Genomic DNA, 17,724 nt, shown 5'->3' with positions numbered 1-17,724 from the left:
ATCAGCCACGCTCCCAGTAGACGGGACCCACGGGCTCCTGGAAGTCGCTGCGCGCGACCAGGAAGCCCTCTTCATTGACGGTGATGGGCAGCTGCGGCAGCGCGTGGCTCGCCGGGCCGAAGACCACCTTGGCCTCGCGCGTCACGTCGAAGGTCGACTGGTGGCACGGGCACAGCAGGTGATGGGTGTGCTGCTCGTACAGGGCCACGGGGCAACCGACGTGCGTGCAGATCTTGGAGTAGGCGACGATGCCGTCCACGTTCCAGTCTTCACGACCTTCAGAGACCTCCAGCTTGTCCGGGTCCAGACGCATGAGCAGGACCACAGCCTTGGCCTTCTCGTTCAGCTTGCCGTACTGCAGCTCGTTCAGACCTTCGGGGATGACGTGGAAGGCCGAGCCGATGGTCACGTCCGAGGCTTTGATCGGGGTGCCGGAGGGGTCACGGACCAGGCGCACACCCTCATCCCACATGGTGTGGCGGAAGCGCTCAACGCCGAAGTTCTCGGCGGCCAGGTCGCTGCGGTTGTCGGTGTCATCCAGATCGCGGAAGATCGCGATGGCCGGAAGCGGGGCCAGGGCGACGGCGCCGATCAGGGTGTTGCGCAGCAGCGGGCGACGCTTGATCTGGGACTCCTCGAGGATGTCCTCGATGATGCCCTGGGCATCGGCACGGTCGGCCTCAGTGCGGACCTCGTGACGCTGCTCGACCATCTCGTGGTCCGGCATCAGGGTCTTGGCCCAGTGCACGATGCCCACGCCGATGCCGAGCATGGCGAAGGCGGTGCCCAGACCCAGCAGCATGTTCTGCAGACGCAGGGTCTCTGCGGCGGTGTCCGGCCCGACCTGGCCGATCACGAAGTAGCCGACGAAGAAGAGGATGGTGCCCAGGATGGACAGCAAGAACAGGAACGCCACCTGGCGCTCGGCCTTCTTTGCGGCCCTGGGGTCTTCGTCAGCCAGTCGCGGACGGTGCGGAGGGAGTCCGGGGTTGTCGATGGCGTACGTGCCCGAGTCCTCCACACCGGCGTGCTCGACGGCGTCCGAGTGGTGCCCCGGACCCCCGTAGCCTTGCTCGCCCATAGATCTCAATCCTTTGCTTCGAGTGATGTTGACGTTGTGTGCGATCGGCGCCCCCGCGGCGCCGGATCAGGTCAGGAGGACCGCGAGGTCAGCCAGACCATGAAGCCGATCAGGATGCCGAGGCCGGCGGTCCAGATGAACAGGCCCTCAGAGACCGGACCCAGCGAGCCCAGTGCGGCACCGCCCGGGGAGGGGTTGGCCTCGATGGTCTTCAGGAAGGCGATGACGTCGCGCTTGTCCTCAGGGGTGAGGTTGGCGTCGGAGAAGACCGGCATGTTCTGCGGACCGGTGGCCATGGCCTCGTAGATGTGCTTCTCGCTGACGTCGGCCAGGCCAGGGGCGAACTTGCCGCGGGTCAGAGCACCACCGGCGGCGGCGGCGTTGTGGCACATGGCGCAGTTCACGCGGAACAGTTCACCACCGCGGGCGATGTTGACGTCCTCGTGGTCGGTGTCCAGGTACTCGTCCTCGGGGACAGCCGGGCCGGCGCCCAGGGAGGCGACGTAGGCGGAGAGCTGCGCGGTCTGCTCATCGTTGAACTGAGCCGGCTTCTTCTGAGCCTGGGGACCCTGCATCTGCATCGGCATGCGGCCGGTGCCGACCTGGAAGTCCACGGAGGCTGCGCCGACGCCCACCAGAGTGGGACCGTCCTCGGTGCCGACGGCGTCGAAGCCGTGGCATGTGGCGCAGTTGGCGTTGAAGAGCTTCTCGCCCTCACTGATGTCCTGGGCGCTGTAGCTGGTGCCGGAGGTGGCGGCCTGTGCCTGATTCATGGTGCTGGCCAGGGCGTACATTCCGCCGGTGAGCAGAAGTCCCAGGACCAGCAGCACCACACCCGCGAAGGGGTGGCGGCGGTTCTGTGCGAGTGCCTTCACTGGATGGTTCCTAACGTGTTGTGACCGAAGCTGGTGTGACGGTTCCGTCTCCGGTCGGCCTGATCAAGGTGCGAGCGTCCCGGTGACGTTCGGGTTACTTCAAGAAGTAGACGATCGCGAACAGCACGATCCAGACGACATCCACGAAGTGCCAGTAGTACGAGACGACGATGGCCGAGGTGGCCTCGTGGTGCCCGAAGCGCTTGGCCAGGAAGGCGCGCCCGATGATGAAGAGGAAGGCGATCAGACCGCCGGTCACGTGGATCGCGTGGAAGCCGGTGGTGATGTAGAACGCGGAGCCGTAGGCGTGTGCCCCGACGGTCACGCCCTCGGAGAAGAGCACCGCGTACTCATAGGACTGCACGGCCACGAAGACCGCGCCCATGATGAAGGTGAGGATGAACCACTCGACCATGCCCCAGCGCTTGAAGGCGAAGATGCCTCCGGTGCGGCGCGGCTGGAGACGCTCTGCGGCGAACACACCGAACTGAGCCGTCACCGAGGAGAGCACCAGGATGATGGTGTTCACCAACGCGAGGTTGACGTTGAGGATCGCCGTGTTCTCGGCCCACAGTTCCGGGGAGGTGGAGCGCAGGGTGAAGTACATGGCGAAAAGGCCGCCGAAGAACATGAGCTCGGATGCCAGCCAGACCATGGTGCCGATGGAGACCATGTTCGGGCGGCTCGGGAGCCCCGCGGCATGCTGGGGGAGGGTATGGGTTGCAGTCGTCACCCGCCCATTATGGCCCGAAAACTCCCCAGGCCACCAATGCGTCGAACGTGTCGGCGTGCCTCGGACATTCCCGCCTTCGGGGCATCTCACCGAACTCGCCCGGATTTCCAAGGTTTTCCTCAGGAATCGACCCCCTCGACACAGCCGGACCCGGTGCAGAAATAGCCGCCGGCGGGGTCTACCATGGCGGCGTGAAGACTCCTGCCTCAGAACTGACCTGGCCGTACATCTTCCAACGCCTGCTCGGGCGGGAGGACCTCTCTCAGGACGAGGCGGCGTGGGCCATGCGCGAGATCATGGCCGGTGCCGCCACCGATGCCCAGATCGCCGGTTTCCTCATCGCCCTGTCTGCCAAGGGGGAGACCGTGGCAGAGCTGTTGGGCCTGACGGAGGTCATGCTGGACCACGCCGTGGCACTGGACATCCCCGGAGAGACCCTGGACATCGTCGGTACCGGAGGTGACCGCCTGGGCACTGTGAACATCTCCACCATGTCCTCCCTGGTCGCTGTGGGTGCAGGTGCCACCGTGGTCAAGCACGGCAACCGCGGTGCCTCGTCCACCGCGGGTGCGGCCGATGTCATCGAAGCTCTGGGCGTGGACCTCTCCCTGAGCGTGGACAAGGTCATCCAGTGCGCCACTGAGGCGCACATCACCTTCCTCTTCGCCCAGGGCTACCATCCGTCCATGAAGTATGTGGCCCCCGCGCGCAAGCAGCTGGGCGTGCCCACTGCGTTCAACTACCTGGGACCTCTCTCCAACCCCGCACGTGTGAAGGCTCAGGCCCTGGGCTGTGCCAGTGAGCGCATGGCGCCCCTGCTGGCTGGGGTGCTGGCCGACCGCGGCATGCGCGGCCTGGTGTTCCGGGGCAGCGACGGCCGGGACAAGATCACTACGTCGGGACCCTCCACGATCTTCGAAGTGCGCAACGGCTCGGTGCAGGAGCACCAGCTGCAGCCCCAGGACTTCGGAATCCCCCTGGCGGCGGTGGAGGACCTGGCCGGTCAGGACGGTGTCCACAACGCGAGCATCGTGCGCAGCCTGCTGGCGGGGGAGAAGGGACCGGTCCGTGATGCCGTGCTGCTCAACGCCGCCGCCGGTCTGACGGCCGCGGACACCCAGGCCGAGGGGCACCTGTTCGAGCGGATCGCCGCGAACATGGAGCGTGCACAGGAGTCCATCGACTCCGGGGCCGCCGCACGTGTCCTGGAGGACTGGGTGCGCGTCTCGCGCTCCTGAGCTGAGCCCGCACAGACCGAAGGCCACCCGGCACGTGCAGGGTGGCCTTCGTGGTCAGGGAGAGCAATGGAGTCGGCGCGGCGCTCAGGAGTCGAATCCCAGCGCGAACCCCTCCTCCAGGTCGTGCTGGGAGTAGGCGCGGAAGGCGAGCATGGTCTCGGTGTCTCGGATGCCCTCGACCTTGGAGAGCCGATCGGAGATGGTGTCGGCCAGCTGGTCATACTCGCGCACGCGCACCATGGCCACCAGGTCCCAGACACCGGTCACGGAGTACACCGCAGTGATGTTCTCCAGGTCCGCGAGCTCGGTGGCGCATTCGGGGATACGGGTCGGATCGGTCTTGATCATCACGAATGCGGTCACCATGGCGGTTCCTCCTGGTCTTGACGTACAGGTCCCGACGACGGCTGGTCGCCGCAGCGGGAGGGGCGCCTCCCAGCGGGGGAGGCACGGTCAGTCTAGGACGCGCGGTCGGTCCGGCTGCGGCGCCGCAGCACTGTGACCAGGCGGCGGCCCAGCAGCAGCACCAACAGGGTTCCCGCGGCCACGAGCTGGAAGGCCAGCGCAGCGGTCTGATCGAACAGGCTCACGCGCAGCAGCAGCCCGCCGAGCACGGTGATCATCCAGCTGAGCACACCGGCCGGCCAGATCTGATGCCAGGTGTTCCAGTGCCGGGTCACCGCGGCGGCCACCAGCAGGGCGATCAGGAACGGTGCGGCGGTGCCCAGCACTCCGGCCAGATCCAGGCTGGAGTCATGGGACCGGCGTCCCAGTGCGGCGAACGCGATCACCAGGACGGCGTCGATCCCCAGGGTGATCCAGGGCCAGGCAGTGGAACGGTTTCTCTGGCCGGTGTGACTCATGGTCATCGATCTTCCCCCTGGGGGGCCTGCTGGGCGTCCAGGACGGCGATCACGGTCTCCACGGGCAGCTGTCCCGGTGCAGAGACCTGCCCGATGGAGGCAAACGTGGCGGCGGATCCGAACAGGCCTCCGCAGAGTCGGGAGGGCGTTCCCTGGGCCCCCATGGACATGGTGATGATCGGCCGGCTCATCCGTTCGGCAGCCGTCAGGGTGGACTCGAGCAGCGTCAGGACGTCCTGAGGGGTGTGCGGCATGACGGCGATCTTCAGCACGTCCGCCCCGGTGGCCTCCATCTCGGCCAGGTGGCCCAGGATCTGTGGGGCTGACGGGGTGCGCTGGAAGTCGTGGTGGGAGGCGATCACCGTGGTCTCGGAGGCCTGTGCGGTCTGGATGGCCTGCCGGGCAGTGGAACAACGGTGCTCCACGTCTACCGCATCCACTGCGGCGCAGGCGCTCAGTGCGGCCACCAGGTCCAGGTACTGCTGATCCGAGACCTCTGCCGCACCACCCTCCGCCGCCGTCCGCACGGTGGCCAGCAACGGGATGCCGCCAGCGGTCTGACGCACACGCGTCGCCAGCGCCGTCAGGTCATCCGCGCTGCGCTGGGCGTGGTCGTCCAGCAGGTCCACCCGCCACTCCACCAGGTCGATCCGCTCGGTGAGCGGATGCTCGGCCACCGCCTGCGCCTGGCGCATCAGCTCGTCTTCACTGGCGCCCGTCAGCGGCACGATCACCGCAGTGTGTCCCGAGCCCAGCGTGCGCTCACCGATCGTCACGGTGCTGCTTGGATCCACGGTCGCCTCCTTCATCCTGCTGACCCTGGGGGTCGGCCATCACTGTACCGGCACCCACCGGGAGCCGAAGCCCCAGGGCGCGGGCCGGCGCCGTGGTGGTGGCGTGCCGGATGGCGGCGGCACTGATGCCGATGCTCTCCAGGTGCGCCGCCGCTCGGTCCATGGTCAGGGTGCTGCCGGCCAGGATCTCGGTGCCCGCGAGCACCGCCCGTCCCTCCAGCACGCTCAGGGTGCGATCGCCCAGACGGTGGGTGCCGCCGGTGCATCCGGTGGGGGAGAGTGCGTCCGTCACCACGGCGATCCGCTCTGGCGCGGCGATGAAGAGCAGCCGGAGCAGCGGGGCGTGGACGTGGACGCCGTCGGCGATCACCTCCAGCGTCACCTCGGGCGTGTCCAGTGCTGCGGCCACCGGTCCTGGCGCACGGTGATGCAGTCCAGGCATGGCATTGAACGCGTGGGTGAGCAGGGTGGCTCCGACTTCGAAGGCGCCCCGGGCCTGCGCATAGTCGGCCCCGGTGTGCCCGACGGCGGCGCGCACCCCCGCCGCGGTCAGGTCCCGGATGGCCTGCAGGGCACCGGGCAGCTCCGGGGCGAGGGTGACCTGACGGAGCAGTCCGTCTCCAGCTCCCAGGAGGCGATCGACGAGGTCGGCAGTGGGGGAGACCAGATGGGCTGGATCGTGGGCACCGCGATGGCTGGCCGCCAGGAACGGGCCCTCCAGATGCACTCCGGCCAGGATGGTGTCCGGGCGCGCACGTCGGTAGGCCGCCAACGCACTGAGCTGGGCCTCCAGGCGGTCGATCGGGGCGCTGACCAGCGAGGCCACCAGGGCTCCGGTCCCGTGCCGCGCGTGCAGCTCCAACGCCGGCGTGGGGTCCGTCTCCCCGTTGATCTCGACCCCGGCCCCGCCACGGCAGTGGATGTCCACGAACGCGCCTGGGGACCGGTGCGGATTCATTCGCGCTCCCGCAGCCCTTCGACCCCCAGGGCGCGGATGGCCTGGCGGATGCGGTGGGCGGAGGCGGCGAAGCGCTCTGCCAGCTCGGGGTGGTCGTCCCAGGCGTCGGGGATCAGGTGCAGACGGGCCCGCTGGGTGCGGTCCATGCTCAGTCCCTGGATCATGGTGGGGGCGAATTCGGCGTCGGTGACGGTGAACCCGCCCTCGGGCTGTTCGGTGAACGTCAGCTCCACGATCGCGCCGTCGTAGGTCCCGGGGCGGCCGGACTCCTGCAGGGCCATCATATTGCCGGTCCCGTAGACCACCCAGACTCCGTTGACGATGTCCACCGGCTGCACCCAGTGCGCGTGCTGACCGAAGATCACATCCACCTCACCGGAGGCGGTGACCTGCTCCGCGAAGCGCCGCTGCTGGCGGTCCGGCATGGTCTGGGAGACGATCGCCACCTTCACGCCCTGGTCCGTGGTGTGGATGAACGGGCGCTCGGCCTCCTCTTGGGTGCGGTAGGCGCCGGTGGCCTCGACTCCTGCCGCCTCCAGAGTGTCCAGAGTGCGCACGAGTCCCTCGAACCCCACGTCCAGGGTGTGGTTCGAGGCGGTGGTGCAGACATCGAAGCCCAGCTCGGCGATGGTGTCCGCGATCTGCGGCGGAGCGGAGAAGTCCGGGTAGCTGGTGTAGGGACCTCCCTCGGGCGCGAACGGCACCTCCGCTTGGCAGACGGCCACATCGGCGGCGCTGATGTACTCCTGAATGTCCTCCAGCTGAGGCAGGAAGTCCATCTCACCGTTGCCCGTGTCCTGGGCATCCATCTCCGCGACCTCCCACAGGGGGGAGTGCCAGAGCAGGTCGCCGGAGACGTTCAGGGTCATGGTGCGCGGCTCGGCAGGTTCAGTCGAGGACGGGGCCGCGGACGGGGATGCCGCAGACGGACGACCCGACGACGGCGCCGTTGCCGAGGCATTCGCCTCACCAGAGGCGAGGGCCGAAGGCGGGGAGGAAGAGTCGTCCTCGGGTGTCACGGCGCAGCCGGTCGCCAGGAGAGCGACAGTGAGCAGGGCGGCACCGCTGCGCCCACTCCTGCGGTGGGCAGAGGACGGGCAGGATGAAGTCACCGATCCATCGTGACACAGCGGCGCCGTCTGACCGGCATCCACCCGCATGATCGCGCGCAGACTCACGGCAGCATGATGCTCGGATCGGTGACGACGTGGTTCAGAGGCTGCCAGCGACCAGTCGTCCGCCGACGACGGTGGCGGTGACGCGCACCGACTCGATCTGCTCGGCGGGGACCGTGTACAGGTCCTCCGAGAGCACCACGAAGTCCGCGAGCTTGCCGGGGGAGAGGGTGCCGAGGTCCGCTTCCCGGTGGACGGCCCGTGCGCTGCCCACGGTGTAGGCACGCACGGCCTGCTCCACGGTGATCCGCTCGGCAGGCACGAAGTCTGCGCCGGAGGAGGTCTGACGGTTCACAAGTGCGGCGATGTTCAGGATCGGGTCGGCACTGACCACGGAGACGTGTTCCAGGCAGTGCCGGGCGTCGGGGCGGGGTCGGATCTGCTGGGCCTCCTCGATGATGTCCATCACCACATCCAGGGCGGCGTCGCCGATGGAGTGGATGGCCAGCTGCCAGCCCGCCAGGTGGGCACCGATGAGACGCTCGCGCAGATCGGACTCGGGGAACTGCAACAGCCCCTTGTTCTCCCGCCCCTGGTCCAGATCAGCCTGGTAGTCGCAGCACATGTAGGCCGAGCGCCCGATCAGGGAGCCGTCGGAGATGACCTTGGTGGGTCCGATCCGCAGCCGGTCATCACCCATGCCCGAGCGCAGGCCCAGATCCAGCGTGTAGAGCGGATGGCCTTCCTGCTCGGTCTCGCCCACGCGGTGCAGCGTGGTCAGATAGGGCATGACGGTGGCGCGCACGCCCAGCCGGCCCTGCTCCTGGGCGATCTGGAACCCGGCCAGGTCGAACCGAGACATGCCGATGTGATCCGGCGCGCCGATCCCGGGCTCCACGATCGAGGTGATGCCCAGCTTGAGCACCTCCTCCGAGCCCGCGGCCACCATGTCCGCCACGTCCTGGGCGGTGTTGGCCGGGATGTGGTCCATCACCAGGGACCTGGCCGTCTCCTGCAGGAGCCCTTCGGCCTGGCCGCTCTCGCTGGAAGGCACGGCGCCGCCGTCGGGAACGGGGACGTCACGGCGCTCCGGGAAGCCGGCGATCTCGAAGGCCTTCGTGTTGGCCACGCCGATGTGGCGGGAGTTGTGGATCAGGTAGACGGGGTGGCCGTGGCTGACCTCGTCCAGCTGCTCGGCGGTGGGGTGCTCGCCCAGCCGGTTCTGGTCGTAACCCTGGCCGATCACCCAGCTGCCTTCCGGCGCGTCTGCGGCGAACGCATCCACCGCGGCCAGCAGCTCCTCCATGGAGGAGACGGCGCTGGGGCGCAGGTCGATCTGCATGCTGGCCTGGCCGATATGGGTCAGGTGGCAGTGGGCGCCATGGAAGCCCGGCACGACGGCGGCGCCTCCCAGGTCGTGGACCTCGCGGAAGGCGGTGGCCGGCAGATCCTCATCGAGGCTGACGATCCGACCCTGGTGGACGCCGACGGCGTGAGCGGTGGGACGCTCGGGATCCTGGGTGTGGAAGACACCGTTCGTGAAGAGGACGTCGAAGACGGGGGTGATTTGGGAGCACATGTGAGGCTCCGATCCTGGTCAGGGGAGGCGGAGCGTGGCGTCGAGTCCCGCAAGGGATCGGAGGCCCGCCTGCCGCATCGGTGTTCACTCCCGTATCTCGCACAGACTACGGGGTGGCCGGTCAGGTGACTCGCGTCAGGGCAGGGGAGTGACCTGTGTCCTTCAGACCCTGTGGCGCTCCAGGACGGTGCCGGTGCTGCCGAAGAGCACGCCGAGCGCGCCACCCACGATGATCATCAGCCAGTTCTCGTGGGCCACGGCGAAAGCAGCGCCGAGGACCAGGCCGACGACGATGTGGAGCATCAGTCGGTCGGCAGAGCTGACGCCGCCTGCGGGCGCGGGTGCCGTCCGATCGGTCTGGAGGTCGCTGTGCTGAACGGTGCTGGTGGTGGCGTCGGCGGCGAGCATGACTCCATCCTGTCCGGGGACGGGCCCCGCGCGGATCCTCCGAACGGACCGTATCGTCACCCGGTCACCTCATCCTCGAGGATGAGGTGGTACATCCGGGGGAGGACAAGACTGGTCATCGGTATCGATAAACAATAGATTGTTCTCGAGAAGCGGTGGGTTCCAGTGAGAGGTCGATGTGTGATGGATGTCCGACGAGGCAGGCAAGGCACCAGCGCCAGGCTCTCCGTGCTGGGGTGCAAGGCGACGATCGCCGTGGTGTTCCTGGCGGTCCTGTGGGCGCAGGTGTTCGTAATCCCGCGGGTGCTGCGGGATGTGGTCGGGATGTGGAGCGCCCAGCGCGTCCTCGACCTGAGCCTGGTGGGAGCGGTCACGGTGGTCGTGGGGACGTTGGCCGCCCAGGTGGTGCTGGTGTGCATGTGGCGCCTTCTGACGCGCGTGCGGCAGTCCACGGTGTTCGAGGCCCGCTCGTTCCGCGAGGTGGACGTCATCATCGGGTGCATGGCCGTGGTGACACTGTGCCTGCTGACCGCGGGCGTCGCCCTGGCACCCGGAGACGCGGCACCGGGGATCGTGCTGATGTTCGGCGTGGCAGGCGTGGCCGCTGGGGGAGCGGCGGTGCTGATGGTGGTCATGCGCATGCTCCTGACGCAGGCGGTGGAGATGCGCGCGGAGCTGGCGGAGGTGATCTGAGTGCCGGTCGTGGTGGACATCGACGTCATGCTCGCCCGGCGCAAGATGCCCGTGGGGGAGCTGGCCCAGAGAGTGGGCATCACGCCGGCGAACCTGGCTGTGTTGAAGAACGGTCGAGCCAAGGCGGTCCGGTTCTCCACACTGGAGGCACTGTGCGAGGTGCTGCAGTGCCAGCCCGGCGATCTGCTGCGATGGGAGCCGGACGCGAGAGGCCAGTCGCCCTCAGGGACGGGCTGAACCGGCGACGATGATGCAGACGGCAACAGGGGAGTCGCCTTTCCCGAGATCTCGGTTACTGCAGTGGGTGAACTGATCGTGGACTGTCAGGTAAGCATCTATCTGTTACCAATGACTGATATGTAGCTTCGTTTGTCAAGTGGCAGAGAAGAACGGCTCCGGACCAGTCGGTGTCCGGGGCCGTTCTTCATGTACCGCTGCGGTGGTGGGGCGTAGGCGCGTCTTGTCGACGACAGGGTCAGACTGATATTCGCGGGTTGGGTACCGCATGACGATTGTTCGGCAGGAGCATTCCGAGGTCTAGAGTCGGGCGTCGCCGGGACCGGGGTCTCGGTTGTCCATAGTCAGGTCTCGGGTTGGCTCCACGTGCTGCCTCATCGCCCCACGCGGTCCGCAGGGTACGTTCAGGGGGTTCAGGCCGCGTTCATCGCGGCTCCTTCCGGCACCGGCCAGGCCTTGTCCTGGACGGCTTGTTGTAGCGGTGCGGCGACCGACCAGCACCAGCCGGCCAGTTCCCGGGCGATGGCGGTGTTGGCCTTGGTGCGCAGCTTGTCTCGGGCGTTGAACCGCTCCCAGGCCCGGTGCAGACGCCGGTTGCCCTCCAGCGCCCGGATCCGGGTTGCCGAGTCCACAAGCTGGAGCTGGCGCAGCAGCCTGGTCCCGGGGCGTCTGAACGGCCGGTCGTGTTGCCAGGCGGCTTCCACGAGCAGGCGCCGGGCGTAGGTGTTGCCGGCCTTGGTGATCGGGCCCTGGGCCCGAGAGGCCCCGGAAGAGTGCTCGGAGGGCACCAGCCCCAGGTAGGCGCCGATGGACGATCCGGTGAAGCGGGTCCAGTCGCTGATCTCCACGGCGAGCCCGTAGGCGGTGGTGATGTCGATCCCCCGGAAGCACATCAGCGCGTTGATCACCTGCGCATACTCGGAGTTCTTGGCCTGTTCGGTGATCTCGGCCTCGAGCCGCTTCAGATGCTGCATCAGCAGCACCTGCTGCTCGAGGTAGGACTCGAGGGTCGATGCCGTGGCCGTCGAGTCGAAGCGTTGCCGGCCCAGCCAGGCAAGGTGTGGGCTGGTCCACCGGCTCTTCTCCGGGTAGTGGAGTCCGTGGCGCAGCAGCAGCGAGTTGATCCGCTGCCGGCAGTGGGCCAGGTCCTTCGCCGCGGCCATCCGGGCTCGGGAGAGGTCCCGCAGCCCTTCCTGGCCCAGGGTGGGAACCCGCACCTGGGTGATCTGGCCCAGCGAGAGGATCCTGGCCAGGCCCATCGCGTCGCGCTTGTCCGTCTTAACCCGGTCGCCGGGGGCGCGCAGCAGTTTGGACGGGGCCGCGACAACACAGTCGATGCCGTGTAGGCGCAGGTGCCGGGCCAGCCCGAAGCCGGTAGGTCCGGCCTCGTAGACCACTTGCAGATGCTCGGGGTCGAAGCGTTCCAGCCAGGCGGTCACGGCCACCGGGTCGCAGGCCATCTTGTCCCGGACGATCTCGCCGGTGGCCGTGTCCAGGGCACAGGCGACGACGTTCTGAGCATGCACATCCAGCCCCACATAAGTACGATCGAACATGTCGGGACCTCCCAAAGATTCAACTGTGGCACTACCAGTCAATCCCCGTCACCGGGCGACCGGGAAGGGAAGCACGGCCGGCAACCCACGCAATGTTGAACAGTGCAGGTCCCGACCTCCCTTCACCTCATAGCGTCTAGGCCCTCCTTATGCCGTGGCTGTGCAGAACCTGTGAGGTGCCCCGACGTGGTGGTCTGTCCATGCAGGCCAGGGCAGGTGTGGTGTGGGGCGAGGTGAATCCTGGCAACGCCAGCGCGCGTGGTTGCCTCAAGAGGACGGCAGAGAGTCAGTCTCGGCCGGTCACGCTGTCGGTAGCTCCACCATGAACGTGGTCCGTCCTAGTTCGCTCTCCACGGTGGCCTCTCCACCGTGGGCGCGGGCGACCGAACGGACGATGGATAGCCCCAGTCCCGTGGACCCCTCCGTGGTGGTGCGAGCGGTGTCCCCGCGGATGAACCGGTCGAACAGGTCGGGCAGCAGCTTCGGGTTGATCCCTGGACCGTCATCCTCCACCGTCAGCCGGGCGGTCCGTGCCCCGCTGGCCGTCACACGGTCCCGCGGTTGGGCCGCGTCGCACGTGCCGTCTTCCTTCAGCCGGACCACCACGGTGGTACCGGCTGGGGTGTGCTTGCGGGCGTTGGATAGCAGGTTCGCAACCAGTTGGGCCAGCTGCTGCCCGTCGCCGAGCATCGTCACGGGGTCCTCGGGCACGTCCACCGTCCAGGTGTGGTCCCGGCCGGCTGCGGTGGCGTCCATGACGGCATCCACCACGATCTCGCCCAGGTCCACCTCGCCGCGTGGCACGTCTCGTCCGGCGTCGAGCCTGGCCAGCAGCAGCAGGTCCTCCACGAGTGACCCCATGCGGTCGGCCTGGCTGAGCACCCGCGCCACCGATTCCCGGCCCTGGTCCGAGAGGGGCTCGGTCAGCCGGATCATCTCGGTGTACCCGCGCACCGCGGCCAGGGGGGTGCGCAGTTCGTGGGAGGCGTCGGCCACGAAGGTACGCAGCCGTTGCTCTGAGCGGTTACGTTCCTCGAATGCCCCGTCCACGGAGCCGATCAGCTGGTTCAGGGCGAATCCCACGTCCCCGACCTCGTCACCGGGGCGGGCCAGGTCCCCGCGGACCCGGTAGGGCGCCAGCGAGACCTCACCGGATCCCATGGGGACGTCGGCCACCCGAGCCGCGGCGTGGGACACGTCGCCCAGCGGACGCAGGGCGCGGCGGATCCACCACCAGCTCAGCAGCCCGGCCAGCACCAGCGCGGCCAGCGAGCCGAGCACCTGCACCCGCGCCAGCCCGGCCTTCATCCTGTCCACTGCCGCCGTGGGCACTCCGACGACCGCCACGCCGTCCTCGTCGTCGACGACCTCCGAGAGCACGAGGGACTGGCCCCCGTCCAGGTCCATGGTGCGGGTCAGCCGGACATCGAACACGTCCTCCGCTTCCTCCGCAGGCAGCTCAGCCAACGCGGCGTCCTGTGCCGCCTGGGCTCGTAAGGTCTCCTCGGCCAGCGCGGCCAGTCTCTCCGCGTCCTGCGCGGAGAGTTCCACGGCGTGCCAATCCGCGTTCAGCCGCGAGGCCTGGGCCACCTGGCCACCGGTCATGAGCAGCAACAGCATCCCCTCCGGCTGGGCGGAGGCCTCCAGCGGATTGCGGCCGGTGAAGTCCGGCGCGTCCCTGGAGCCTCGCCACAGGAAGTTGTAGGTGCGGTCCCAGGCCTGTTCCACGCTCTGTTTGAGCTGGGCCTCCACGGTCTGTCCGGTCAGGGCCAGGGAGGTGACGGTGAAGACACTCAGCACCACGGTCAGCAGCGCCACGACGCCGGCCATGGTCCGTACCGCCAAACCCACCCGGCGCCGTGGCCGGGCGGCGGGAGAGGGTAGGACAGATGTAACAGGCGATGACGAGGCAGGCGGCAACGGCAGCGACGAGGTGGAGGGAGAGGGTGAGGTCACCGGCGTGGCCTCAGGTCGCCGGCCGCAGGACGTACCCGGCGCCCCGGATGGTGTGGATCATCGGGGTCCGGCCGGCGTCGATCTTCTTGCGCAGGTAGGAGATGTACAGCTCGACGATGTTGGCCTGTCCGCCGAAGTCGTACTGCCACACGTGGTCCAGGATCTGCGCCTTGGACAGCACGGCCCGGGGATTCTCCATGAGGTACTGCAGCAGGTTGAACTGAGTGGCGGTGAGGTCCACCGGCACGCCGGTGCGGGTGACCTCCCGGGTGCGGACGTTGAGCACCAGGTCGCCCACCACCAGTTCGTGCGCGTCCTGGGCGGCCACCCCGGAACGCTGGACCAGCCGGTGCAGGCGGATCAGGACTTCCTCCAGGGAGAACGGCTTGGTGACGTAGTCGTCCCCGCCCGCGGCCAGGCCGCGGATGCGGTCGTCCACCGAGTCCCGGGCGGTGAGGAACAACGCCGGCACCTCGGGACGGAAGGCCCGGATCCTCTCCAGCACCTGAAGTCCGTCCAGTTCCGGCAGCATCCAGTCCAGCACGAGCACGTCCGGCTGGGATGAGCGGGCGGTCTCGATGGCGGCGCGTCCGGCGTGCGCGATGTGCACTTCCCATCCGCACAGGGACAGGCCCATGGAGACTAGGTCGGCCAGCATCGGCTCGTCGTCCACGACGAGCGCACGCAGGGGGCTGCCATCCGGGTGGGAGAGCTTAGGCAGAATCTCGTGCAGCGCCGCGAGGGACGTAGGCGAGCCTGGGGCAGACGATGAGGACACGAAAGACTCCTGGAATCGGACGGAGACGGGTCGGCAAGGTGCCGGCAAAACCTTACTGACAGTCCAGACTCCCATCCTGTCAGGAACGACAACCGGAGCTGTGCCCAAACTGTGCATTCCGCATCCGGGATGGAACTCCCGCAGCCCCGTGGCCACCGAGGTGCCCGTCTCCGAGCCGTCTACGGCGCCGGGGAGGCCAGCCGATATTCCACGGATCGCGCTGGTGGCCCAATGCCTGAGCCGGGCGGACGATCCACCGGTCGCTGTAGACCCACAGCTCCCTCGGCACGCCCTCAGAGAGCTTGATCTCCTCAATCTCCATGTGTGTTCGCTGTCGGCGGCCTCCCGGCATGCTGTCAGGACGTTCTGGCGCCCGTAAACACGCGCATGGCGATCTATGATGCCCGCGAGGCGGAAGTGTCAGTGAGGGAGGCCGAGGGCACCGTCTCTCGTCACCGGCGCGAGGGACACCGATGTGCTGGCGTGCCGCCTCTAGGATGAACCGCGGTCGAGTACCCGGCCGCGGGACGGGAGGGAGATCTCGGTCGACTTTGAGACGACAGCTCAGGCATTCTCGGAGGCACGCACGCGAGCATCGCGCGGTACGAGGAAGCACGAATGTGGCATATGGTCGTGTACGACGCCCGAAAGGCCGGCCTCGGCTAGGTCTCACAGCCCGATTTCGCCGCAGCGGGTGTCAACCACGTGTGTGGGGCCGACGACGTCGTACCCGTGGTTGGACCCCTCTTCCACGCCGAGCACCGGGGACAGGTAGAGCCAATCGATGCCTGGATCCATCAGGGAGGGAAGGGCGGTCCGGTTAACTTCCAGGGTGAAATCCGCGGCGGGCTGCAGACGGAACGCGGAGGGGATAATCCTGCAGACCGGCCACGGCATGGACGGTGGCAAAACGCGGGCGTCCGATGCGGCCTACTCCGTGCCGTCGGTGGCAGGGCCGCCCAGGTCACGGTTGATCTGCGGTTCGCCGGAGTCCTCGAAGACGATGAGGACGTCCTGGTGGACGGTGCCGTCAGGCATGGTGACGTCGGCAGTGAGCGCATTGCCGCGCCACCCCTTGTCTTCCACCGATTCGACCCCGTACTTCTTGGCGACGTTGTCCTGGATGTTGTTCTTCGAGGTGATGTCTCCGTAGATCGCATAGGCGAGAAGCGCCAGGCCGAGGAAGAGGACCCCTGCCCCCGCAAACGTCTCACGGACGGCATCCTTCACCCGATCCGGTCCGGCGTAGCGGGCGTCCTCGTCGTCCAAGTGAGCCTGGTAGCGCTTGCGGCGCCACACCCCATGGGCAAGGACCGCCAACCCCACGATTGCCAGGAGCGTGCCGGTCCATTGGGTGACGAGGGGGGTCTGAAGATCGATCGGCGCGTACATAACTCCATTGTCTCCCGAGTGTTCGATCCGAGAGACCTTTGGTCGCGTACTGCGGCACTAGTCAAGGCCCGTCACCCCCGTGGACTGTCCCGTCTTCAACGCATGATCCCGTTGGCCACGCGTGTACCGGCCATCACCTCTGTCGATTTCAACACTGGCCTGCGTGAATGTCGGAAGTGCGTCAGCCCGGCGGTGCCGCGCACCTCGACCCGGCGGACGTTAGCGGGCCTGCGACTCCTGGGCGCGGCGCTGGTGCTGAACGTCATGCTGACCGGTCTGAGCGCCCCGCCCCTGATCAGCGAGGGTGCCCGTTGGCGTCGGTCGTTGCCCGGCAGGCGCCCGGACGGCACGTCGGCCATATCGCACTCAACCTCCCCAAATCGTCCAATACTGATATCATCGCTGCATGACGATATATCCAATCCATGACGAGCCTGCGGGGTTCGAGGACCGCGGCGCCTACGCAGCACTGTTCCATGCGCTGGCGGAGCCGACCCGGTTGGCGCTGCTGGAGCACCTGGCCACCGGTGAGCATCGGGTCCGGGATCTGGTGGACCACATGCACCTGGCACAGTCCACGGTCAGCAAACACCTAGCCTGCTTGCGGGACTGCGGCCTGGTCATGATGCGCGCCGAGGGTCGGTCCTCGTGGTTCTGCCTGGCCGACCGGCCCCGTCTGACAGATCTGATGCAGAGTGCGGACGCGCTGCTGGGGGCCTCCGGGGTGTCGCTGTCCCTGCGCGACCACCACGACCACGACGATCTGATCACCGAGGAGGGCTGATGGGTGCCGGACACCAGCACAGCCATAGCCACGTGCCGCGGGAGGCTGATCGGGGGATGCGCGCCCGGCTGCTGATCGCGTTCAGCATCACCGCGGTCATCGTGGTGGCTCAGGCCGTGGGCAGCGTGGTCACCGGAAGCCTGGCCCTGCTGACGGACACCGCCCACGCGTTGGCCGACGCCTCCGGGCTGGCCGTGGCGGCCATCGCCGCCACCATGATGTTGTGCCCGGCCAACAGCAAGCGCACGTGGGGCTTCGCCCGGATCGAGGTTTGAATCGCCCTGGGTTTCTTGGAGACTCCTGACCTTGGAAACGAGGATGGGGTTATGCCGAAGGATATCTGGCAGGATCAGCCGACCACGCGTCGGTACAGCGCGGAGGAGAAAGCCGCAGCGGTGCGGATGGTGCGCACGCTGCGCGCCGAGCTAGGTACCACCCAGGGCACCGTGAAACGAGTCGCCGAGCAACTGGGATATGGCACTGAATCGGTGCGGACCTGGGTCAAGCAGGCTGACATCGATGAGGGCCATACCCCGGGCGTCACCACCGACGAGGCCGCGAGGGTGCTGGCTTTGGAGCAGGAGAATCGCGAGTTGCGCCGGGCCAACGAGATTCTCAAGAGGGCTGCTTCTTTCTTCGGGGCGGAGCTCGACCGCCAGCACAAGAGATAGTCGCGTTCATCGA

At 67.7% G+C, this 17,724-nt stretch carries 18 protein-coding genes and 2 pseudogenes; 6 read left to right on the top strand and 14 right to left on the bottom strand.

The features are described 5' to 3' along the window. Position 1: 1 nt before the first annotated feature. The 3 genes from qcrA to ctaE all read right to left on the bottom strand — a co-directional run bounded on the left by qcrA (position 2) and on the right by ctaE (position 2,689). On the bottom strand, positions 2-1,081 hold the full coding sequence (gene qcrA, locus BM355_RS06035; RefSeq protein WP_091696141.1) for a cytochrome bc1 complex Rieske iron-sulfur subunit: 1,080 nt from the start codon (positions 1,079-1,081) through the stop codon (positions 2-4). A gap of 71 nt (positions 1,082-1,152) precedes the next feature. Further along, positions 1,153-1,956 carry a cytochrome bc1 complex diheme cytochrome c subunit gene (gene qcrC / locus BM355_RS06030; protein WP_091696139.1) on the bottom strand — a complete coding sequence of 268 codons (804 nt, stop codon included), beginning with the start codon at positions 1,954-1,956 and terminating at the stop codon, positions 1,153-1,155. A 94-nt stretch (positions 1,957-2,050) separates the two neighbouring features. Next, the gene (ctaE, locus tag BM355_RS06025; RefSeq protein ID WP_435817985.1) at positions 2,051-2,689 is read right to left on the bottom strand and encodes an aa3-type cytochrome oxidase subunit III; all 639 of its coding nucleotides are present in this window, start codon (positions 2,687-2,689) and stop codon (positions 2,051-2,053) included. Between the two features lie 191 nt (positions 2,690-2,880). Between ctaE and trpD the strand changes: the two genes are divergently transcribed. Then, positions 2,881-3,927: an anthranilate phosphoribosyltransferase gene (gene trpD, locus BM355_RS06020; protein ID WP_091696137.1), complete on the top strand. Its 1,047-nt coding sequence runs from the start codon at positions 2,881-2,883 to the stop codon at positions 3,925-3,927. An 84-nt stretch (positions 3,928-4,011) separates the two neighbouring features. Here the strand turns inward: trpD and BM355_RS06015 are convergent, their stop codons facing one another. From BM355_RS06015 to BM355_RS05985, 7 genes are all read right to left on the bottom strand, one after another. Further along, complete coding sequence (locus BM355_RS06015; RefSeq protein WP_091696135.1) at positions 4,012-4,293, bottom strand: Lrp/AsnC family transcriptional regulator; 282 nt, start codon at positions 4,291-4,293, stop codon at positions 4,012-4,014. 92 nt (positions 4,294-4,385) lie between these two features. Further along, entirely contained in the window at positions 4,386-4,796 is a 411-nt protein-coding gene (locus tag BM355_RS06010; RefSeq protein ID WP_245760636.1) for a DUF3054 domain-containing protein, read from the bottom strand. Beyond that, positions 4,793-5,584 (bottom strand): type I 3-dehydroquinate dehydratase, encoded by a 792-nt coding sequence (gene aroD, locus BM355_RS06005; protein ID WP_177227861.1) that lies wholly within the window; start codon positions 5,582-5,584, stop codon positions 4,793-4,795. The genes BM355_RS06010 and aroD overlap by 4 nt, the downstream gene beginning before the upstream one ends. After that, entirely contained in the window at positions 5,553-6,542 is a 990-nt protein-coding gene (locus BM355_RS06000; RefSeq protein ID WP_091696131.1) for an N-acetylglucosamine-6-phosphate deacetylase, read from the bottom strand. Before BM355_RS06000 ends, aroD begins: the two co-directional genes overlap by 32 nt. Continuing rightward, positions 6,539-7,411 (bottom strand): CapA family protein, encoded by an 873-nt coding sequence (locus BM355_RS05995; protein ID WP_177227860.1) that lies wholly within the window; start codon positions 7,409-7,411, stop codon positions 6,539-6,541. The genes BM355_RS06000 and BM355_RS05995 overlap by 4 nt, the downstream gene beginning before the upstream one ends. A gap of 343 nt (positions 7,412-7,754) precedes the next feature. Beyond that, the gene (locus BM355_RS05990) at positions 7,755-9,236 is read right to left on the bottom strand and encodes an amidohydrolase (RefSeq protein ID WP_091696125.1); all 1,482 of its coding nucleotides are present in this window, start codon (positions 9,234-9,236) and stop codon (positions 7,755-7,757) included. Between the two features lie 162 nt (positions 9,237-9,398). After that, positions 9,399-9,644, bottom strand: coding sequence for a hypothetical protein (locus BM355_RS05985; protein ID WP_091696123.1), 246 nt, complete (start codon positions 9,642-9,644; stop codon positions 9,399-9,401). A gap of 183 nt (positions 9,645-9,827) precedes the next feature. Here BM355_RS05985 and BM355_RS05980 point away from each other — a divergent pair, with 183 nt between their 5' ends. Beyond that, entirely contained in the window at positions 9,828-10,337 is a 510-nt protein-coding gene (locus BM355_RS05980; protein ID WP_091696120.1) for a DUF2975 domain-containing protein, read from the top strand. Further along, positions 10,338-10,574 (top strand): helix-turn-helix domain-containing protein, encoded by a 237-nt coding sequence (locus BM355_RS05975; protein ID WP_091696117.1) that lies wholly within the window; start codon positions 10,338-10,340, stop codon positions 10,572-10,574. A gap of 413 nt (positions 10,575-10,987) precedes the next feature. Here BM355_RS05975 and BM355_RS05970 read toward each other — a convergent pair whose 3' ends face one another. The 4 genes from BM355_RS05970 to BM355_RS05950 all read right to left on the bottom strand — a co-directional run bounded on the left by BM355_RS05970 (position 10,988) and on the right by BM355_RS05950 (position 16,256). Next, entirely contained in the window at positions 10,988-12,130 is a 1,143-nt protein-coding gene (locus BM355_RS05970; protein WP_091696114.1) for an IS110 family RNA-guided transposase, read from the bottom strand. A gap of 300 nt (positions 12,131-12,430) precedes the next feature. Then, positions 12,431-13,960: a sensor histidine kinase gene (locus BM355_RS05965; RefSeq protein ID WP_091696111.1), complete on the bottom strand. Its 1,530-nt coding sequence runs from the start codon at positions 13,958-13,960 to the stop codon at positions 12,431-12,433. 136 nt (positions 13,961-14,096) lie between these two features. Further along, positions 14,097-14,864 (bottom strand): response regulator transcription factor, encoded by a 768-nt coding sequence (locus tag BM355_RS05960; protein WP_177227859.1) that lies wholly within the window; start codon positions 14,862-14,864, stop codon positions 14,097-14,099. Positions 14,865-15,794: 930 nt separating this feature from the next. Further along, positions 15,795-16,256: a hypothetical protein gene (locus BM355_RS05950; protein WP_091696105.1), complete on the bottom strand. Its 462-nt coding sequence runs from the start codon at positions 16,254-16,256 to the stop codon at positions 15,795-15,797. Positions 16,257-16,662: 406 nt separating this feature from the next. Between BM355_RS05950 and BM355_RS05945 the strand changes: the two genes are divergently transcribed. The 3 genes and pseudogenes from BM355_RS05945 to BM355_RS05935 form a co-directional block, all read left to right on the top strand. Continuing rightward, positions 16,663-17,040, top strand: a complete 378-nt coding sequence (locus BM355_RS05945; protein ID WP_091696103.1) for an ArsR/SmtB family transcription factor — start codon at positions 16,663-16,665, stop codon at positions 17,038-17,040. Continuing rightward, a pseudogene (locus BM355_RS05940) lies at positions 17,040-17,312 on the top strand (cation efflux transmembrane domain-containing protein); the annotation flags it as partial. The gene BM355_RS05945 and the pseudogene BM355_RS05940, both read left to right, overlap by 1 nt. A 54-nt stretch (positions 17,313-17,366) precedes the next feature. After that, positions 17,367-17,724: pseudogene (locus BM355_RS05935) on the top strand (transposase); the annotation flags it as partial.

Origin of the sequence: Micrococcus terreus (assembly GCF_900116905.1) — a bacterium.
In the GTDB taxonomy this organism is placed as follows: Bacteria; Actinomycetota; Actinomycetes; order Actinomycetales; family Micrococcaceae; genus Citricoccus; species Citricoccus terreus.
Note: the sequence above shows the minus strand (reverse complement) of the source record. Positions and strands in the feature narration are given on the sequence as shown.

What these genes read in the sequence shown, in the direction of transcription:
- qcrA (WP_091696141.1), bottom strand. Translation starts at nt 1,081, where the DNA reads ATGGGCGAGCAAGGCTACGGGGGTCCGGGGCACCACTCGGACGCCGTC.
- BM355_RS06015 (WP_091696135.1), bottom strand. Translation starts at nt 4,293, where the DNA reads ATGGTGACCGCATTCGTGATGATCAAGACCGATCCGACCCGTATCCCC.
- BM355_RS06010 (WP_245760636.1), bottom strand. Translation starts at nt 4,796, where the DNA reads ATGACCATGAGTCACACCGGCCAGAGAAACCGTTCCACTGCCTGGCCC.
- BM355_RS06000 (WP_091696131.1), bottom strand. Translation starts at nt 6,542, where the DNA reads ATGAATCCGCACCGGTCCCCAGGCGCGTTCGTGGACATCCACTGCCGT.
- BM355_RS05995 (WP_177227860.1), bottom strand. Translation starts at nt 7,411, where the DNA reads ATGACCCTGAACGTCTCCGGCGACCTGCTCTGGCACTCCCCCCTGTGG.
- BM355_RS05990 (WP_091696125.1), bottom strand. Translation starts at nt 9,236, where the DNA reads ATGTGCTCCCAAATCACCCCCGTCTTCGACGTCCTCTTCACGAACGGT.
- BM355_RS05985 (WP_091696123.1), bottom strand. Translation starts at nt 9,644, where the DNA reads ATGCTCGCCGCCGACGCCACCACCAGCACCGTTCAGCACAGCGACCTC.
- BM355_RS05980 (WP_091696120.1), top strand. Translation starts at nt 9,828, where the DNA reads ATGGATGTCCGACGAGGCAGGCAAGGCACCAGCGCCAGGCTCTCCGTG.
- BM355_RS05970 (WP_091696114.1), bottom strand. Translation starts at nt 12,130, where the DNA reads ATGTTCGATCGTACTTATGTGGGGCTGGATGTGCATGCTCAGAACGTC.
- BM355_RS05965 (WP_091696111.1), bottom strand. Translation starts at nt 13,960, where the DNA reads ATGGCCGGCGTCGTGGCGCTGCTGACCGTGGTGCTGAGTGTCTTCACC.
- BM355_RS05950 (WP_091696105.1), bottom strand. Translation starts at nt 16,256, where the DNA reads ATGTACGCGCCGATCGATCTTCAGACCCCCCTCGTCACCCAATGGACC.
- BM355_RS05945 (WP_091696103.1), top strand. Translation starts at nt 16,663, where the DNA reads ATGACGATATATCCAATCCATGACGAGCCTGCGGGGTTCGAGGACCGC.